The sequence below is a fragment of the Hymenobacter metallicola genome, from assembly GCF_004745645.1.
Classification (GTDB): Bacteria; Bacteroidota; Bacteroidia; order Cytophagales; family Hymenobacteraceae; genus Hymenobacter; species Hymenobacter metallicola.
Map to the genome: position 1 here is coordinate 1 of NZ_SRMB01000005.1, position 15,480 is coordinate 15,480.

Annotated in this window: 25 protein-coding genes and 1 pseudogene; 22 read left to right on the forward strand and 4 right to left on the reverse strand. The window is 57.5% G+C overall.

Going from position 1 to position 15,480, the window contains the following annotated elements:
- Positions 1-195 precede the first annotated feature (195 nt).
- On the forward strand, positions 196-579 hold the full coding sequence (locus E5K02_RS20675; protein ID WP_135397533.1) for a hypothetical protein: 384 nt from the start codon (positions 196-198) through the stop codon (positions 577-579).
- Positions 580-788: 209 nt separating this feature from the next.
- On the opposite strand, the gene E5K02_RS20680 is transcribed toward E5K02_RS20675, so the two are convergent.
- The 4 genes and pseudogenes from E5K02_RS20680 to E5K02_RS26275 form a co-directional block, all read right to left on the reverse strand.
- Positions 789-2,051 carry a site-specific integrase gene (locus tag E5K02_RS20680; RefSeq protein ID WP_167856514.1) on the reverse strand — a complete coding sequence of 421 codons (1,263 nt, stop codon included), beginning with the start codon at positions 2,049-2,051 and terminating at the stop codon, positions 789-791.
- A gap of 67 nt (positions 2,052-2,118) precedes the next feature.
- Positions 2,119-2,910, reverse strand: a complete 792-nt coding sequence (locus tag E5K02_RS20685) for a hypothetical protein (protein WP_135397536.1) — start codon at positions 2,908-2,910, stop codon at positions 2,119-2,121.
- A gap of 32 nt (positions 2,911-2,942) precedes the next feature.
- Entirely contained in the window at positions 2,943-3,380 is a 438-nt protein-coding gene (locus E5K02_RS20690; RefSeq protein ID WP_240737379.1) for a S24 family peptidase, read from the reverse strand.
- Positions 3,381-3,428: 48 nt separating this feature from the next.
- Positions 3,429-3,638, reverse strand: a pseudogene (locus tag E5K02_RS26275) (helix-turn-helix domain-containing protein); the annotation flags it as partial.
- A 118-nt stretch (positions 3,639-3,756) separates the two neighbouring features.
- Between E5K02_RS26275 and E5K02_RS20695 the strand changes: the two are divergent.
- From E5K02_RS20695 to E5K02_RS20780, 21 genes are all read left to right on the forward strand, one after another.
- The gene (locus E5K02_RS20695; protein ID WP_135397540.1) at positions 3,757-3,945 is read left to right on the forward strand and encodes a hypothetical protein; all 189 of its coding nucleotides are present in this window, start codon (positions 3,757-3,759) and stop codon (positions 3,943-3,945) included.
- 68 nt (positions 3,946-4,013) lie between these two features.
- Positions 4,014-4,373, forward strand: a complete 360-nt coding sequence (locus tag E5K02_RS20700; RefSeq protein ID WP_135397542.1) for a MerR family transcriptional regulator — start codon at positions 4,014-4,016, stop codon at positions 4,371-4,373.
- The gene (locus tag E5K02_RS20705) at positions 4,373-4,633 is read left to right on the forward strand and encodes a hypothetical protein (protein ID WP_135397544.1); all 261 of its coding nucleotides are present in this window, start codon (positions 4,373-4,375) and stop codon (positions 4,631-4,633) included. Before E5K02_RS20700 ends, E5K02_RS20705 begins: the two co-directional genes overlap by 1 nt.
- A 5-nt stretch (positions 4,634-4,638) precedes the next feature.
- Positions 4,639-5,097 (forward strand): hypothetical protein, encoded by a 459-nt coding sequence (locus E5K02_RS20710; protein ID WP_135397545.1) that lies wholly within the window; start codon positions 4,639-4,641, stop codon positions 5,095-5,097.
- A gap of 31 nt (positions 5,098-5,128) precedes the next feature.
- Entirely contained in the window at positions 5,129-5,380 is a 252-nt protein-coding gene (locus E5K02_RS20715; RefSeq protein ID WP_135397547.1) for a hypothetical protein, read from the forward strand.
- A gap of 81 nt (positions 5,381-5,461) precedes the next feature.
- On the forward strand, positions 5,462-6,562 hold the full coding sequence (locus E5K02_RS20720; protein ID WP_135397549.1) for a hypothetical protein: 1,101 nt from the start codon (positions 5,462-5,464) through the stop codon (positions 6,560-6,562).
- A gap of 180 nt (positions 6,563-6,742) precedes the next feature.
- A complete protein-coding gene (locus tag E5K02_RS25660) occupies positions 6,743-6,880 on the forward strand; it encodes a hypothetical protein (RefSeq protein ID WP_167856516.1) in 138 nt (45 codons plus the stop codon).
- 282 nt (positions 6,881-7,162) lie between these two features.
- Positions 7,163-7,783 (forward strand): 3'-5' exonuclease, encoded by a 621-nt coding sequence (locus tag E5K02_RS20725; protein ID WP_167856517.1) that lies wholly within the window; start codon positions 7,163-7,165, stop codon positions 7,781-7,783.
- Positions 7,783-8,832, forward strand: a complete 1,050-nt coding sequence (locus tag E5K02_RS20730; RefSeq protein WP_135397553.1) for a helix-turn-helix domain-containing protein — start codon at positions 7,783-7,785, stop codon at positions 8,830-8,832. Before E5K02_RS20725 ends, E5K02_RS20730 begins: the two co-directional genes overlap by 1 nt.
- Positions 8,832-10,313, forward strand: coding sequence for a replicative DNA helicase (gene dnaB, locus E5K02_RS20735; protein ID WP_135397555.1), 1,482 nt, complete (start codon positions 8,832-8,834; stop codon positions 10,311-10,313). The genes E5K02_RS20730 and dnaB overlap by 1 nt, the downstream gene beginning before the upstream one ends.
- Positions 10,313-10,480 carry a hypothetical protein gene (locus E5K02_RS25665; protein WP_167856518.1) on the forward strand — a complete coding sequence of 56 codons (168 nt, stop codon included), beginning with the start codon at positions 10,313-10,315 and terminating at the stop codon, positions 10,478-10,480. The genes dnaB and E5K02_RS25665 overlap by 1 nt, the downstream gene beginning before the upstream one ends.
- Complete coding sequence (locus tag E5K02_RS20740; RefSeq protein ID WP_135397557.1) at positions 10,480-10,899, forward strand: zinc-finger-containing protein; 420 nt, start codon at positions 10,480-10,482, stop codon at positions 10,897-10,899. The genes E5K02_RS25665 and E5K02_RS20740 overlap by 1 nt, the downstream gene beginning before the upstream one ends.
- Positions 10,900-10,908: 9 nt before the next feature.
- The gene (locus tag E5K02_RS20745; RefSeq protein WP_135397559.1) at positions 10,909-11,271 is read left to right on the forward strand and encodes a hypothetical protein; all 363 of its coding nucleotides are present in this window, start codon (positions 10,909-10,911) and stop codon (positions 11,269-11,271) included.
- Positions 11,271-11,447, forward strand: coding sequence for a hypothetical protein (locus E5K02_RS25670; RefSeq protein ID WP_167856519.1), 177 nt, complete (start codon positions 11,271-11,273; stop codon positions 11,445-11,447). Before E5K02_RS20745 ends, E5K02_RS25670 begins: the two co-directional genes overlap by 1 nt.
- Positions 11,444-12,304, forward strand: coding sequence for a hypothetical protein (locus tag E5K02_RS20750; RefSeq protein ID WP_135397561.1), 861 nt, complete (start codon positions 11,444-11,446; stop codon positions 12,302-12,304). The genes E5K02_RS25670 and E5K02_RS20750 overlap by 4 nt, the downstream gene beginning before the upstream one ends.
- Entirely contained in the window at positions 12,301-12,561 is a 261-nt protein-coding gene (locus E5K02_RS20755) for a hypothetical protein (protein ID WP_135397563.1), read from the forward strand. The genes E5K02_RS20750 and E5K02_RS20755 overlap by 4 nt, the downstream gene beginning before the upstream one ends.
- On the forward strand, positions 12,562-12,750 hold the full coding sequence (locus tag E5K02_RS20760) for a hypothetical protein (RefSeq protein WP_135397565.1): 189 nt from the start codon (positions 12,562-12,564) through the stop codon (positions 12,748-12,750).
- An 8-nt stretch (positions 12,751-12,758) separates the two neighbouring features.
- Positions 12,759-13,097, forward strand: a complete 339-nt coding sequence (locus E5K02_RS20765; protein WP_135397567.1) for a hypothetical protein — start codon at positions 12,759-12,761, stop codon at positions 13,095-13,097.
- Between the two features lie 84 nt (positions 13,098-13,181).
- A complete protein-coding gene (locus E5K02_RS20770) occupies positions 13,182-13,775 on the forward strand; it encodes a ParB N-terminal domain-containing protein (RefSeq protein ID WP_135397569.1) in 594 nt (197 codons plus the stop codon).
- A 67-nt stretch (positions 13,776-13,842) separates the two neighbouring features.
- Complete coding sequence (locus tag E5K02_RS20775) at positions 13,843-14,283, forward strand: hypothetical protein (protein WP_167856520.1); 441 nt, start codon at positions 13,843-13,845, stop codon at positions 14,281-14,283.
- Positions 14,284-14,329: 46 nt separating this feature from the next.
- Positions 14,330-15,478: a PBSX family phage terminase large subunit gene (locus tag E5K02_RS20780; protein WP_167856521.1), complete on the forward strand. Its 1,149-nt coding sequence runs from the start codon at positions 14,330-14,332 to the stop codon at positions 15,476-15,478.
- Positions 15,479-15,480 lie beyond the last annotated feature (2 nt).

The following is a 15,480-nucleotide window of genomic DNA, read 5'->3' on the forward strand; positions in this document are numbered from 1 at the left end:
TATTTTTAAGATGGGTTGGAATACTTTCATGACAAGGGTCTTAAAAAGAAGAAAAGAGAGTAAGAGGAGGAAGGCTACCTGTTTCCGCAACAATAATTAGGCTGCCTGAATGGTTTACGCAAACGGTGGTTTTTGTGTCCTTTCTAGAGGCAGGAATGGGGGAGTACTTCGGGGCTCACTTTATTAAACCCCATCATGACACGTTTTCTTCTTTTAGGTGCCGCCCTGCTGCTCGGGAGTACGGTGGCCACCAGTGCCCCGCCGCCCAAGCATGACTTGGTCAGTTACATCGACCAGGCTCAGGACCAGTTTAGCCAGCAGCTAGAGGTGCATTTCACCGAGCAGGCCACTGTCGACAGCCCCAGCGTGAGCACCCTGGTGCCAGCGGCCGCAGCGCCCACCCGGCTCTACCAAGTGGCCGAAGGCGCTAAATTCCGGACTTATCACAGTAAGCAGCTGCGGTACCGGAGTAGGTGGCACAAGATTCAAGGCCGCTGGTACAAGTTTTATCACCTGCCCGGACGAAAACGGCCCCTGCCCAGGGCGGATAATAAGGCAGAATCAGATCGAATCGGCTAAAAACTGCCACTGAATCTGCCACTGACAAATAAAAAAGGCCTCTAGCGTTGCGCTAGAGGCCTTTTTGGTGGTCGTATAAGTAAACGGACCGGCCGGCACAGTACAGCAAAAGGCGGTAAAAGGTGGCAAGATATGGCAAACACGTCGGCTTTATACCGTTTGCTATTTACCATGCTTTACCGCGCCGTGCCACGCCTTGCCGCCATCCGTCACACACCATTGCCTTCGGTGTGCGACGCGCGTAATTGTTGGAAGGCGCTTTTCGTTGCTGCGTGCCGCTTCGGTTCCCGGCTCTTGGCATAGCGCCGGGTGGTCTGAATAGCGGAATGGCCCATGCTGTTTTGTACCTGGCCCAGGTCGGCGTTGCCGTCGAGCAGCAGCGTGCCGAAGGTATGCCGTGCGACGTGGCAGGTAATGAATTCCCAGTAAGGGCCGCGCCGCTCAATGCGGTGAGGGCCGCGCATGCGTACCTGCAGGATAGGACGGTCCAGTCCGGCTTCCTTGGCCACAAGCTTGATGGAGGTATTGATTTCCGTATTGGCTGGTACGCGCAGGTTTCCTTCGTAGCGCTGCCAGATTTCCAGGGCTACCTCATCCAGGGCTACGCGCACTTTGGTTTTTTTACGCCGGCCCTTGTGCTGCACATATTCTAGGATGTACTCGCCATGGTCGAATACTACATCAGTAGGCTGCATCGAGCGCAGGTTGCTGTAGCGTGGACCCGTGAAGCAGCCGAACACGAAAATATCCCGGATGTGGCCCAGGTGCTCAGTCGGCATCGGAGCATGATAGAGCTGCATCACCTCATCGAAGCGGAGAGGTTCGATTTCCACTTCATAGGTGTACTCATCCGTCAGCCAGGCAAAAGGGTGGCCGGCGAACTTGAGCAGCTGGCGCAGGGCCTGCACGTAGCGGCCCACCGTGTTGCTCTCCAAGCCGATGCCACCATCCCGGCGCACGGCTTCTTCAATTAGGTATTCACACCATTCCTCGACCAGGTTCGAGCGGCGGGTTTTGGGGTCAGGCAGTATATCCTCCAAGGTGGTGCCCGGCCGGAAGGTTTCCCAATGGGTCACCATGGGATCTACCTTGCGCAGGTAGTTGGCCGAATGCCGCGCCTTATAGAAGCTCTTCCACTCAGCCGCCACATCGGCAATGGTAGGCAGCCCAGCGGGTGCCGAGTCCTGAGCAGGAGAGGTGCCAGCCTGGGTATCCTTGTCCTGGGCAAGTATCAATTCCCAGAACAGCTCAGGCGTCAGCGTCTGTTTCTGCAGGCGCGCCTTCTCCAGCACGTCGCCGGCCCACTCTTCCAGGCGGTTGAGACGGCTGTTTATCTCGTGGGCCTTGGTGTCTTTCTTAACTCGCTGCTTATCGGTGAAGTGGGCCGGGTCGCACTTCTTGCCCGTGCTCTTGCGCAGCACCAGGGTTTCCGAGCGGTATGCACCGGGTTGCTCTGGGAAGCGGATTTCCATGTAAATAGCCCGCTTCGGACTATTCGCATAAACCTTGCTGTGGAGGTAGAAACGGACGGTCATTTATTTATAAATCGGACCCCGCTTTTTTAGCTGCAGCTTTCGCATCTTCCTCCTTCTGCTTTGCTATTTCAACACTGGAAAAACTAACTGTAGTATCATGTGTCACACTATTTTCATCATATGTGCCGTTCACTTTATTACCAAACCAATAGTAGTTCTCCAGATAGCGGTTGCTTTTATAGCCACTCCCGTATTGAGTTTCTAATGCAGCAAGTACTTTGCGGCTATCTACTATGCCCTTAATTCGAACAACCACATAGTGTAATTTTCCCTTGTAAAATCCGTAAGTGATGCTATGCAAATCTGCGTCACCAATCTTCAGATTCTCATCGGTTTTTGTGTAGTACTTAGTGTCTCCGCTCTTTTCTACCTCTTTGAGACCAGGAATGGTGCTGACATCATCACCAAAGTGATAAGTTCGAAACCCATTTTTATCATCCAGAGCCGCCAGTTTTGCATCCTTCTTTTTGGCATCAGCTAAAACTGTGTTGATGCTTTCCTGTACGGAAGGCTCCAAGTTGCTTTTTCTGGTGAAATAAACTTTGTTTTTAAATTCAACAGCCAGCCATTTTGGCGAGGAAGTCGTGCCAACGACGTAGTAAAAAGGCGGCGTTTTGCCGGTATTTTCTATTGTAGGGGTGCCAGCCGTGTCGCTAAGGGATTTAAACAAGCCAACCTTTTCAATATTTTCCTTTCTATTAAGGAAACGTAAATCACGCTCGGTTTTGGTGTATTCTTGGGCGACCAGCGTTAATGGTGCCGACAAAAGGGATAGGCAGAGCAGGTGCTTAATCATGGTATAAAAAGGGTGGGTGAAACAATTAGTTCTTAATCTTCAGCAGGCATAAAAGTGGCTTCACCTACCTTCCACATGCAGTTGATGTCGCCCAGCGTGATTTCCATTTCATCGCCATTGTTGTCGCTCTTCAGGCGTAGGATGCCGTTCACGTTATTTACGATGCGCTTAATGATGAACATCTCACTGCGCAGAGCTATAGCGTGCACGCCCAGGGCATGTTGCCAGTTGCCGTCGGACACGGGCCGCACGACGTGGCAGCTGCGCTCGGGGTAGCGCGGGGCCATGCTGTTGCCGCGTACCTCCAGCACCACGGCGCCGGTGTAGTCGACGCCGGGCTGTTTGACAATGCGCACGGTGTCGAAGTCGCCGTAGTTGCGGTCGTGGCAGCTATTGGTAAAAGAGCCGTAGGCGGATGGGATAATAAAGGGGAGTTCTAGGAGTTCCTGTAAGGAGGTGTCTACAAACACGAAGTTGCTTTCTGGGTGAGGGTCGGCTGGCTTCGAGTTCTTGCCAGTCTCTATGTATTCCGGTGTGGTTTTATATGCAGCAGCAAATTTCTTCAGCACGGAAGGCTTGATGTATATGGTATCATTCTTCTCAATCTTACTGATCTGAGAGAATGCCAGCCCAACCGCTTCCGCCGCTTCTCTAAGCGTCAACTCTGCCTGTTGCCGAAGGCGTTTCATCCGTTCACCGCGGACGTTGGTTGTGTCTATTGCTGTCATAATGGACACTAAGTAGCACAAGACTACACGTCACTACAAATATTTTGTCCTCATGTGTAGCTTTGTTTCCAAAAGTGTCGTATACTTGTCATATCAATTCACCTATTACCGCGCCATCATGGTCGACACTTCTCAAACCAAAGCAACAGACACGACATACCATGTCCGGTGTCTCGGGTCTGCAAAGCTGCGCCAAGCGCTGCAAAACGAGCAAGCCAGAAGGTTTTTACAAACAGGTCAAAAGGTCAATGTCATGGACATTGCCTCTGAATGGCTTGAGGAAAAAGCTAGCCAAATGGCAGCTTAAAAAATTTATCCTGTTTGTTTCCTTTTGTTTCCAATAGTTTCCATTATTCTACTTTTTCACTCATCACAATGACTTCCCCCGTAACCAATCAACACCTCACTGCTGCCCCCGGTGGTGCCCAGCAAAACCCGCACTGGGTACAGATGCTGGAAATCAATGCCCGCGCTCAGGCAGATGCCGAAGTTCTGAACCGGCGCTACGTCCAGAGCCCGAAGCAGACCCAGGGCCTCAACTACGATGACCGCCTGCATGTGCGCCTAGGCTGCGGCAAGACCAAAGCCTACGAGCTGCTGAATGCCTATACCAATGGCCAGCAAGGTGGCCTGCGCCATCAGCGCATCGGCAATAAGTACATCGTGACCGAGCAGGCAGTACGCGAGTGGTTCGGTGATTTCGGAATGCAGGCTTCTAGCAGCAAGGCAGCCTAATGAAACTGCATTACACCACCCCGGCCCCAACCAGCGAACTGCCCGCCACTTCTACTGGGAAGCCCTGCATTCGGGACTACTCAGAACTGGTAACCAAGATAGTACCCGAGCCTGTGGCTCAGTTGGTGCCCCTGCCTGAGCTGCGCCGCCGCCTCTCCGAAGTAGTCCGCAAGGATAAGCGCTATGCGGAAGAGGCCCCCATCTACCTCCAGAACGAAACCAACCGCCGCGCTGCCTTCGATGGCGCCCACCTCCGCTAACTGCCATGCACTTCCTCTCCACCGCCGCCATTAACCCTTCCCTGGTGCTACTCCCTTCCCGGATGCTGGCCCGCACGGCCTGCGAGTTCTGGCTGAGCAATCCACTGCTGATAATCCAGCATACTGCCCTGGTTGAGGAGCGCACGGAGCAATACCCTGGCTGGTCGGAAGCAGAGCAGCGCAAGCTAGCTACCCGCCTTTCCACGGCTCGGGACAAGGCCAAGAACATCGTTCCGGTAAAGCCTGCCCAGCCGCCCATGTCGGAACTGCTAGCCGAGCTGGACGCCCACGAGACGGTGATTGAGGAGAGTGAACTGCGGCAAGCCCGGCACCTGGCCATGACGTGCCACCCCTTAGAGCGCAGCTGGCTGCTAGCTCACTTCCGCTCGGTGCTCAAAGCCCGCCTCGTGGTGATGGAAGAGCAGCATGAGCAAGACGAGGAACAGTACGAAGAAGCCGCCTAATCAACCCATTACACCCTCATCACTCAGACTCATGCAGAACTCAACCAAGGTGCCGAAGATGTCGGCCGCCGGCTCGATGCAAGATATCCGGGATGCGGCCCGCGCCGCGGCTATCCGGGCCAACAGAATAACGGTGGTAGTGATGGTCAGCCTGCTGCTGGCCCAGGCCTGCCACCGCAAAGCCTTCACCCAGAGCTCGGGCACGAAGCACACCCGGCCCGCCTGGAAGCGCACCAGCCTCAACATGCTGGACAAGGAGCAAGCCAACCCTTCCCGCCTCTAAAACAAACGAGGGCTGCGCCCGGCATGGCGCAGCCCTCATTAAACCTCTTAATCACAAAAGGTCATCACACGGCACAAAGTTATGCAAACCAAAGAACAACTAGAAACATTCCGGAATCTGTGCAAAGCCAACGGGCTGGGTAAAACTGATGTATGGCAGCACAAACAGTCCGGTAACTGGATCATCGGCCGGGCCGGCATTGAGAAAATCCAGGGCCTGAACAACATTCAGATCGGCATCGAGCTGGCTGCTGCCGGTGTGGACTTCGCCGTGGTCAAGGCCTCCGCCGCCCGCACCGTGGAGCGCAAGAAAATCAAAGTAGAGTCGCTGGGCTCGGCCAACGCCAAGAACAGCCAGGTGAGCTACTACGCCGAGATGGCCGAGAAGCGGGCCAAAAGCCGCAGCATCCTGATGCTGATGGGCTTCTACGAACTGGGGGTGTACGGGGAAGAGGAGTCCGACGAATTCAAGCAGTCCAAGAATGTGGGTGCGCCTACGCTGGATGATGTTGAGGCCGCGCCCACTGCGCGCCCTATCCAGCCGGCCGCCGCACCCGTGGCCACGCCGCCGGCTTCAACAACCCCTACTCAACCCGCGGCACCCGCCCAAAAAGTAGTAGGTCACACAATGCCCCAGGATGATAATATGGGAGAGCCTGTGCCTGTCTACGGTGTAACTGCTGAACAGCGTAAGCGCCTGCTCCAGCAGCTGGAAAGCCCACTTATCACCGAAACCGAGCGCACCAAGTCGACGGCCCGCATTGATTCGCTTACGGAGCGGGAAGCTACGGACGCCATCGTGAAGATGGAAGGCATCCTGGCCTGGCGCGCGGCCAGCAATGAGCTCTACGAATTCGCCAAGATGAATGAGCCCGAGTTGGGCCAGGCTGAAACCGGACGCCTGCTGGCCCTGTGCAAGGATACCAGCGTCACCGCCGAGGCCCTGCTGAAGGAAAAGGAGTTGGGCCTGGCCTACCTGGCTGACGAGGCCACGCTGCCCCTGCCCAGCCTGGAAGATGCGCGGCAGAACCTGCGCGGCTTTGCCGACGACAACGCTGCCAAGCTGGGCTCGGTCGAATATGACCGCCTCGTGAAACGCTCCCAGGCCAAGACGGCCAATGCCGAGGAGCTGGTGCAGGAGCTGGTTGACGCGCAAGCCCGCCTGCAGCCGATTGCTGCCTAGTTCACATGCCCCGCTGCCGCTGGTGGCGGGGCTTTCTCGTGCCAATTCCAACGCATTGTACTCATGGAGGTTAATAGCAATTCTAGAATATTCAGGGGGGGCATTACTTCCGAAGAGAGGAAGCGCAACCGGCTGAAGTACCTGCGCCGCCGGCTTCGTCTCTTCCTGCCTGCCGTCAACATGACGCTCGATACGCAGGTGCGGCGCATCAACGTTCCGTACGATTTCCAGCCGGAGTTGCTTCCGGCGAAGGCGCAGCCTTACTGGCGGGAGCTCGTGCAGAAGTACGGGTATGTGGCTCAGGTTTTCATCTCCTAGCAGATGGCTAAGAAGTCCACCGCCAGAAAGGCCCCGTTGACCAAAGAGCAGTGCTTGCCACTGCTGGGCACCTATGTCAGTAGCACAGGCGGCATATTCTTGGCTGCCTGGCAGGATGGTGGTTTCGGGTTGTACCGATTGCCGATGACAGGTGCAGGGCAAAGCAAGCACTTGAATTGTGCCCACGCCTTCAAGCGCTTACTTGGCTTTGGTGCCTTTACGCTGGTGCCGAGTGAGGCACTCGTGGTGCCAGATCCACAGCCGATGATACCGGCTGCAGCTTTGCCCGCTGCAGCCTTGCCAGCTCAGCCCTTATCCACCCTTCACTTCCTGGCCGACTTCACGGCTATCGACCTGGAATTCCAGGGCACGGACCTACTCGAATTGGCGGCCATTCGCTACCAAGACTGGAAACAGGTGGGCCAGGTGAACTCCTTCGTTCGGTTCCGTGGGCCCATTAAAGGCATTGTGTCCAGCCTAACCGGCATTACCTCGGCCGATGTATGGAATGCTCCCGAGGAAAGGGCCGTGCTGCGTCAGTTCAAGGCCCTGGCCGGCGACTCCCTGCTGGTGTGCCACAACCTGAGTGCCGACCGGCGCATCCTGGAAATTGCCCGCACCCGCCAGGGCGCGCCCGCTCCTTTGCCCAACGAATGGTTTTGCACGCTGGCCCTTTCCCGCCAGCGGCTACCCACTGCACCCAGCCATAAGCTAGGCGACCTGTGCACCAGCTTTGGTATTGCTGCTCATGGCGCCCACCGGGCCCTGCGTGATGTCGAAATGTGCGCCGGCCTGCTCCAGCGCCTGCACCAAATGGAACCCATCAACGGGCCGCTGGTGGCCAAGGCCAAAGGCAAGAAGGCCGCGGCTGGTACCCCCTCACTCTTTGAAGCTGCCGCCTGATGAGTGCCCAACGCTTTCTCCACGCCGACGGCCCTACTGCTTTGCCCTCGCTTACCATCCCGACTACCCGCCCTATGCTTCCGATTCGTCAGCACCTGAAAACCTCCCCCCTAAAGCCCGGCCCCAAAGCTGTGCTGATGGAGGTGTGTGAGTTGCACGAAAATGGCAAGAAGGGCGCCTGCTTCATCTCCAATACCGAACTGGCCAAGAGCCTGGGTATTTCCCTCAAGACAGCAACGCGCACCATCCAGGCGCTGGTTGCGGGTGGGCTGCTTACTTCCCGTGTAGTGGAGGCCGAAGCCAACCGCCGTTACCTGGCACCAACTGCCCCTGTTCGGGCCTGCTACATGGGGGGTGACATTGCAGCGCAACTCTTGGCTGCGTCCAATTTGACTATAGTCAGAAGTAGCGACGATGAAGAGCTGACTATAGTCAAAAGTGAATCTGACTATAGTCAAAACGGTACCGTGACTATAGTCAAAAATGACCCTGACTATAGTCAAAACGCCTCGCGCGTATATGGAGACAATCAGGACAAGCATTCTACAAGCAAAGAAGAAGTAGAAGCGCTGCGTGCCACCCTCGCCGCCGCCGAAAAAAAAATAGAGGCATTGCAAAATGAAAATGCCACGCTGACGGCTAGCCTGGAAACCGTTACTCACCAGCGCGACCAACTTCGCCACACGCTGAAAGCCCAACCCACTACCGGGAATACCCGGGGGGCGGGGCCCGCGGCCCCCGCAGCCGATCCGCACAAGGTGCCCTTTGCTCAGAGCCGCCACGCCACGCCCGAGGGCTTTGCGAAGCTGGCCACGGCCCTGAACTACGGGGCGGCCAGCTATGCCCACTACCGCCCGCAAATGCTGGTCAAGGCTGGCGATGAGCTTCGAGACGAGAAGGGCTGGCAAAACTTCGTGCAGCGCTACCTGACCAATGATGCCAACTCGGAAACCGGACTTGTGACCAAGGTGGCTAAAACGCAACCATCAGCCGCTGGCCGCGACTACGCCGCCCAGCAACAGCAACAACTTCAAAAAGACTACCTGTAATGGAATCTCCTAAGAATTTCAATCACGTTCCCCCACACGCCGACGATCTGGAGTTGGCCGTCCTGGGTGCCATGCTGGTCGACGCCGACGGCCTGCGCATGGCCATGGGCCTGCTCGGTACCACCGAGGAAGTCTTCTACCAGATGCCTCACCGCTTGCTCTTCCGTAGCATGGTGCGCCTCTTTACCGCCGGCCGGGCGGTGGATGCCGTTAGCCTGCACCTGCGCCTGGGCCAGGATGGGGCACTGCCCAAGTACGGCGTAATGGATGCCTACGAAGGTATTGTGCAAAGTGTCAGCACCTCGGCTCACGTCGAAACCCATGTGCTCCAACTGCTCGAGCTCTACACCAAGCGCCGCATGGGGGATATCGGCCGGCTGCTCGTCTCGAAGGCCTACGACTCCATGCAGGATTCTTTCGAACTGCTGACTGAGGCCCAGCAGCTGCTCAACTCGGCCCATGCTGTCCTACAGCTCAAGCGGCCCCAGGCGGTAGGGGAGGTGTACGACTCCATCATCGATGATATCGTACGGGCCACCCAGCAAACGGGTGGGCTGACCGGGGTGCCTTCTGGCCTGAGCCTGCTCGACCGGCTGACCGGCGGCTGGCAGGATTCCGACCTGGTGGTGATTGCGGCTCGCCCCGGCATGGGCAAAACCAGTCTAGTGCTGTCCAACGGGGTCTTTGCAGCGAAGGCAGGCTACCCGGGGGCTATCTTCTCGCTGGAGATGGGCCTGCGCCAGCTGGTGCGCAAGATGATTGCCTCGGAGGCGGGCTATACCACCCAGCAGCTACTCAAGGGCAAGCTCGACGGGGGGCAGGAAGAGGCCGAAGCCATTCGCCAGCGGGCCAGCGCACTCAAAGCCATCGGCCTCTACATCGATGACACGGCCTCGCTGAGCCTGGGTGAGTTGCGGGCCAAGGCCACCAAGCTCAAGGCCGAGCACGGCATCCGCTGGATTGTGGTGGACTACCTGCAGTTGATGACGGCCCCCGAGGTGAAGGGCAACCGGGAACAGGAAATCAGTGCTATCAGCCGTGGCCTGAAGAAGCTGGCCAAGGAACTGAACATCCCCGTCATTGCCCTTTCCCAGCTCAGCCGCTCGGTCGAGCAGCGTGGTGGCGACAAGCGGCCCATGCTCAGTGACCTGCGCGAATCGGGCGCCATTGAGCAGGATGCCGATATGGTCATCTTCCTCTACCGGGCCGAGTACTACAAGATCCTGGAGGATGATATGGGCAATCCCACCAAGGACACAACCGAGCTGATTGTGGCCAAGCATCGCAACGGTAGCACGGCGGTCGGTGATGAGGCCCTAATCGTGTCGTCGAAGATGGCCTTTGGCCGCTACTCGGATCTGAACGAAAGCCCAGCCCCTGCTGGGGAGCGGCCCTTCTACGACAAGGAAACCAAGCAGACGGTGCAGCTGGGCAAGCTGCCGGCCAGCAAGTTCGAGGAGGAAGTTGATATGCCTTTCTGATGGAAGCTTACTCCCCCGAAATGGCCCAGTGGGTAGCCAAGGTGCTACGCAAGGCCAGCCCCAAAGACTTCGAGAACCTGCGCAAATACTACCAGCAGCGCGGCGGCCCAGGCCTGGAGCTGGTGCAGGCCGAAGAGGAATACCGCAAGTATAAACGGGCAGCCTGATGACTATCGGACAATCTATTCTCGCCGGCCAGACTTGTCCCTACTGCGAAGGCCAAAGCGCCCTGGTTGATACCAGCGTCCTGTATGGTGGCAACGCCACGGGCAAGCACGCCTACCTCTGCCAGCCCTGCTGGGCCTACGTGGGCTGCCACCCCGGCACTACTGTCGCACTGGGCACCCTGGCGGATGAAGACTTACGCACCTGGCGCAAGCACACCCATCAGCTTTTCGATACGCTCTGGCGGGGGCCTGGCTCCTCGAGGAGCAGAACCCAAGCCTACCAGTGGCTGGCCGAGCAGCTTGGCACCAAGCCTGAGCACACGCACATCGGCATGTTCGATGAGGAACTATGCCAATGGACCCTGCATCTGGTGCAGGCTGAAATCCAACAACGTCAACTTTCTACTTCCAACTCTTAACTCTCCATCATGGAAACCCCCTCAAAATTCGAAGCCTGGGCCATTCTCGAAATCATGGGCCACGTCAAACTCGCTGGCAAGGTCAGTGAAACCACCATTGCCGGCGCGCCCCTGCTGCGTGTCGATGTGCCGGCTACCGACGTGCATCCAGAATTTACCCGCTTCTATGGGGCCAGCTCTATCTACTGCCTGACGCCGGTATCGGAAGAGGTGGCCACGCTGGCAGCGAAGCGGATGACGGTGAATCCCATCAACGTCTACATGCCCGAAATCCAGCCGCTGAAGCAACTGGCTGCCCGTCGGGATGATGAAGAGGCGGAAGAAGAATGTGAGCAATGTGGGTGGGCGCAGTCGCGCTGCAACTGCATGTGATGAGTGCCATCACCAAAATCAAAGCGCGCCTGCGCACCGAGCACACGGAGGGGCTGCCGCGTTTGCTGCGACTCTATGCCCCCGATGCCGAGGCCCGCAAACTCATCCAAGCCGAAATCCGCCACCGACAGCAGCTGGCGGACATCAAAGCCAAAGTTCAACGATACCGCAAATGAAAGTCCCCGCTATTGAAATCCTGAAAGAAGCCTTCGATGAACTAAACGAATGGCAAGAGCACACCAGTACACCCGAAGATCTGTGGCCATCGGCCATGCTGCTGGTGGTAGAGCCCTCTCACAACCCGAATGCCCGGGCCCGCATTACCGGCGACCCTGACCTGTTGGTGCAGGTGCTGCACATGGCGCTTAAGGACCCGAGTAATGCCGAGTTCGTCCGCGCTTTTAACGAAGCATTCCAGCAGCCCACCGCTGAACTTCAGGAAGCAGCCCGCGAAGTTCAGCGGTGGGCGCAGGAGCTTAACAATGCTCAGGTTAAAATTCAGCAGCTGTATGCCGAAATAAACGACGGTGCAGCCTACTGTGAGCAGCTCGAAAGAGATAACCAGCGGCTGACAGAGGAAACCCACCGATGGAGTGATGCGGTGAAGAAGCTGGAATCTCAACGCACCCAGCAGCCCGCGGCCGTCTGCCACGCCAACATCGTGTTTCGCCGGCGCCACGAGAAGATTCACTGCCGTTTGTTCAAATGGGAGCTGAAGCCGGGCCCCGTGCTCAACGGCCTGCTGGCCCAGGATGAGCTGGAGGGGAAGCGGGTGCGGGTCACGATTGAGGTGCTGGAGCCTGCCATGGATATGTTGCTGAGCAAGCGGGCTCTGAAGGCCCTATCCTTCCAGCAAAAGGTGGCCCTGTGTGACGAGGTGGGCGTGCATTTCGCTTTGCTGGATGCGGTGTTGTTGCAGCCTGGAGCCCAGCAAAGCTCCTTCACTGCGACCCAGTTTTCGCACCTGATGAACCTGGCGGCCGCGCGCTACGAAGTCGTTGCCAACATGCTGGAAGGAGGTGAGGGGAAATGAAGACCTACGACGAATGGGAAGCCACTGAGGTGAGCCTGACCCAATACCTGCAGCCCTGCGACGAAATAGACGAGGAGCTCTACGACCACATGGGCGGCGTGGTAAGCCCGCAGTACTGCACCCAGCGGCTGCTGCAATCCGGAGAGCCTGAGCGCGAGGAACGGGGCGTGATGCACTACCTCAGCTTCATGGCCCGCGAAGACGGCAAGTACTTCTACCTGGGCATCCTGCCCAAGTTCAAGCAGCCAAAGCATTAAATGGCGAAACAACCCGCCCCACCCAAATCAACAACCCCGCCCGGGTATGCCGTCGCCACCGGTGTGCCCGGGCGCGTGGTGTTTACCAATGCCCCGCCCGAGGTGATTGCCGACCTGCACCGGCTGGCCAAGCACTACGGTATCCGCTGCATGAACCTGACCATTACCGCCTCTCACCTCGACGAATAGCCCAAGCCATGGCAACCACCGTTCGCACTAGCCCTATTTTCCTGCCCATTCTGGCCCAGGCGCCCAGCCAGCCCTGGCAGCAGCACGCCGAGTTCCTGCGCCAGGCGCTGGCCCAGCTCGACCCCAAGGAGCGCCGGCGCATCCTCGACTACATCAGCATGCCTCCCGAGCCGCCGAAGCCCAAGGCCTATCCCATCGGGGAGTGCATGAAGGCCAGCCGCCGGGTGGCTGAGCTACTCCAACTGCATCAGAAGTGGACCCAGGCCAAGGCCCGACGGGAGACGGCCCGGGAGCTGGGGGTAAGCCCGGTGCAGCTGCGCCGGATGCTGCGCCACGTCGAACAGTAAACTGCGCGACGTTTTGCCCCAGCTCCGCGACGTTTCGGGCTCTGGGCGTTTTGTACCCACCCGGGATGGTTGGAGTTTCGTGGTATGGCTATACATGCTATTCAACTCGTGCCCATCGAGCAGGTTCAGCTTCACCCGCAGAACCCGCGCCTGATCAAAGACAACCGCTTCGAGCAGCTGGTACAGTCGCTTATTGACTTCCCAGATATGCTCCATGCGCGGCCCCTGGTAGTCGATGAGGACTTCATCGTACTCGGTGGCAACATGCGCCTGCACGCGGCCCTACGCTTGGCCTACGCTGAAATACCGGTGATGCAAGTCACTGGTTGGAGCGATGCCCAGAAGCGCGAGTTCATGATTAAGGACAACGCCAGCTTTGGGGAATGGGATTTTAGCATTCTGGCCAACGAATGGAGTGAGGAGCCGCTGGGGGCCTGGGGTATCGACCTACCCAAGGACTGGTTGGAGCCAGAAGAGGAAGCCACCAGCAGTGGTAGTGGATCTGGTGATTCGCCGGATGGTGAAGAGGAAGAGGAATACAAGCCCGAGCCGCGGATGATTATCACGTTCCCGTCGGCTGAGGACCTACAGCATGCCGAAGCCGATGTGCAGGAGCTGCTGGACCGCAAGTACCCAGGTGCACGCTTTACGGTGCAGGTAGGAGAGCGGAATGGCTAGGAATACCGAACATACCGCACAACAAAAAAAGAAGATGTTGGAGGCGCTCAGGTCAACCTTGGGCGTCGTGGAAACAGCATGCCAACGCGCCAGCATCGGGCGTACCACGCATTATGATTGGCTGAAAAAGGATAAGAAGTATGCCAAGCAAGTAGCAGACATTGATGAAGTAGCCATCGACTTTGGTGAAACGCAGCTTATTAAGCTGATGAAGGGCTACGACCTACCCGATAGCAAGGTGTTCTTAGTTGACCACATTGAGCTAAAGTCCGGTAAGACACTGACCACGAAAAAACCGCTGGTAGTGCCCATTACAAAGCATTTTGGGCCAGATGCCTCATCGGTCATTTTCTTTCTGAAAACCCGAGGCAAGAAGCGTGGCTATGTTGAGAAGACGCAGGTAGAGACGGAGAACAAAGTACAGGCACTCAATGCCCAGGTTACAATTGTGCCCGCTGTGGGTGGCATTCCTGTAGCCACTAGCGAGAAGGAGGTGGACGGTGTTTAAGGCAGGCCCTCTCTTTGCAGCCAACTACCAGAGTAGTGCGGAAACCTTGGTAAATCAGGGCGGCACTTCGTCGGGTAAGACCTACGGCATTCTGCAGGTACTCTTCACTAAGCTCTCCCAGCTCACTCGCCGGGTGTGCACCGTCGCCGGCCAGGACATTCCCAACCTGAAGGCCGGCGCGCTGCGGGATGCGCTGGATATCTACAATAACAGTCCTGAGTTGCAGAGCCTGATCAAGTCCTACAATAAGTCGGAGCGCATCTTCGAATTCCATAACGGCTGCGTGATGGAGTTCAAGAGTTACACCGATGCCCAGGATGCCAAGAGCGGTAAGCGGGACTTCCTCTTTGTCAATGAGGCCCAGGGTGTAATCAAGCCCATTTACGACGAGTTGCAGCTGCGCACGAAGGAGCAGGTGTTTATTGACTACAACCCCAACGCCGAGTTCTGGGTGCATGAATCGGTTCTAGGCCAGTCCGGGGTGCAGCTCTTTATCACTGACCACCGGCACAATCCCTTCCTGCTCGACAAGCAGCGTTCCAAAATAGAGGGCCTGAAGGCCAAGGATGAGGAGTTGTGGAAGGTGTATGCCCGCGGGCTCACGGGCAAGATTGAGGGCCTGGTGCTGCGTAACTGGACGCTGTGTAACCACGAGGACATTCCGGCCGGGGCCCGCTTCCTGGGCCGTGGCATCGACTTCGGCTTCACCAACGACCCCACCACCGCCATCGACGTGTACCTGTCTGGTGGTGAGCTGTGGGTGGATGAGGTGCTCTACGAGGAGGGCCTGACCAATCCGGATATCCACCGCCGCCTGCTGGCCGAAGACCCAGCGGCCACGCTGAAGGTGACCATTGCCGACTCGGCCGAGCCCAAGAGCATCGAGGAGTTAAGGCGCCTGGGCTTCGCCAAGATTGAAGGGGCCGTGAAGGGCGCCGACTCGGTGAGCAACGGCATCGACATCCTAAAGCGCTACCACCTCAACGTCACCCGCCGCAGCACCAACCTGCGCAAGGAGCTCAGCAACTACAAATGGCGGGTAGATCGGGCCACGGGCAAGTCCACCAATGAGCCAGTCGACGCCTTCAACCACTGCATTGACCCACTGCGCTACGTGGTCCTGAATGTCCTGGGCAAGCCCCAGGCTGCCCCCATCACTCACTTCCAATCCTTCGGCACAACCCGCCGCCGCTAAGC

Coding starts and splice junctions, on each gene's coding strand:
- E5K02_RS25665 (WP_167856518.1), top strand. CDS start 10,313: ATGGAAGCTTACTCCCCCGAAATGGCCCAGTGGGTAGCCAAGGTGCTA.
- E5K02_RS20710 (WP_135397545.1), top strand. CDS start 4,639: ATGCACTTCCTCTCCACCGCCGCCATTAACCCTTCCCTGGTGCTACTC.
- E5K02_RS20685 (WP_135397536.1), bottom strand. CDS start 2,910: ATGATTAAGCACCTGCTCTGCCTATCCCTTTTGTCGGCACCATTAACG.
- E5K02_RS25670 (WP_167856519.1), top strand. CDS start 11,271: ATGAGTGCCATCACCAAAATCAAAGCGCGCCTGCGCACCGAGCACACG.
- E5K02_RS20705 (WP_135397544.1), top strand. CDS start 4,373: ATGAAACTGCATTACACCACCCCGGCCCCAACCAGCGAACTGCCCGCC.
- E5K02_RS20695 (WP_135397540.1), top strand. CDS start 3,757: ATGGTCGACACTTCTCAAACCAAAGCAACAGACACGACATACCATGTC.
- E5K02_RS20745 (WP_135397559.1), top strand. CDS start 10,909: ATGGAAACCCCCTCAAAATTCGAAGCCTGGGCCATTCTCGAAATCATG.
- E5K02_RS20750 (WP_135397561.1), top strand. CDS start 11,444: ATGAAAGTCCCCGCTATTGAAATCCTGAAAGAAGCCTTCGATGAACTA.
- E5K02_RS20675 (WP_135397533.1), top strand. CDS start 196: ATGACACGTTTTCTTCTTTTAGGTGCCGCCCTGCTGCTCGGGAGTACG.
- E5K02_RS20720 (WP_135397549.1), top strand. CDS start 5,462: ATGCAAACCAAAGAACAACTAGAAACATTCCGGAATCTGTGCAAAGCC.
- E5K02_RS20765 (WP_135397567.1), top strand. CDS start 12,759: ATGGCAACCACCGTTCGCACTAGCCCTATTTTCCTGCCCATTCTGGCC.
- E5K02_RS20770 (WP_135397569.1), top strand. CDS start 13,182: ATGGCTATACATGCTATTCAACTCGTGCCCATCGAGCAGGTTCAGCTT.
- E5K02_RS20680 (WP_167856514.1), bottom strand. CDS start 2,051: ATGGAAATCCGCTTCCCAGAGCAACCCGGTGCATACCGCTCGGAAACC.
- E5K02_RS20755 (WP_135397563.1), top strand. CDS start 12,301: ATGAAGACCTACGACGAATGGGAAGCCACTGAGGTGAGCCTGACCCAA.
- E5K02_RS20730 (WP_135397553.1), top strand. CDS start 7,783: ATGAGTGCCCAACGCTTTCTCCACGCCGACGGCCCTACTGCTTTGCCC.
- dnaB (WP_135397555.1), top strand. CDS start 8,832: ATGGAATCTCCTAAGAATTTCAATCACGTTCCCCCACACGCCGACGAT.
- E5K02_RS25660 (WP_167856516.1), top strand. CDS start 6,743: ATGACGCTCGATACGCAGGTGCGGCGCATCAACGTTCCGTACGATTTC.
- E5K02_RS20760 (WP_135397565.1), top strand. CDS start 12,562: ATGGCGAAACAACCCGCCCCACCCAAATCAACAACCCCGCCCGGGTAT.
- E5K02_RS20740 (WP_135397557.1), top strand. CDS start 10,480: ATGACTATCGGACAATCTATTCTCGCCGGCCAGACTTGTCCCTACTGC.
- E5K02_RS20715 (WP_135397547.1), top strand. CDS start 5,129: ATGCAGAACTCAACCAAGGTGCCGAAGATGTCGGCCGCCGGCTCGATG.
- E5K02_RS20700 (WP_135397542.1), top strand. CDS start 4,014: ATGACTTCCCCCGTAACCAATCAACACCTCACTGCTGCCCCCGGTGGT.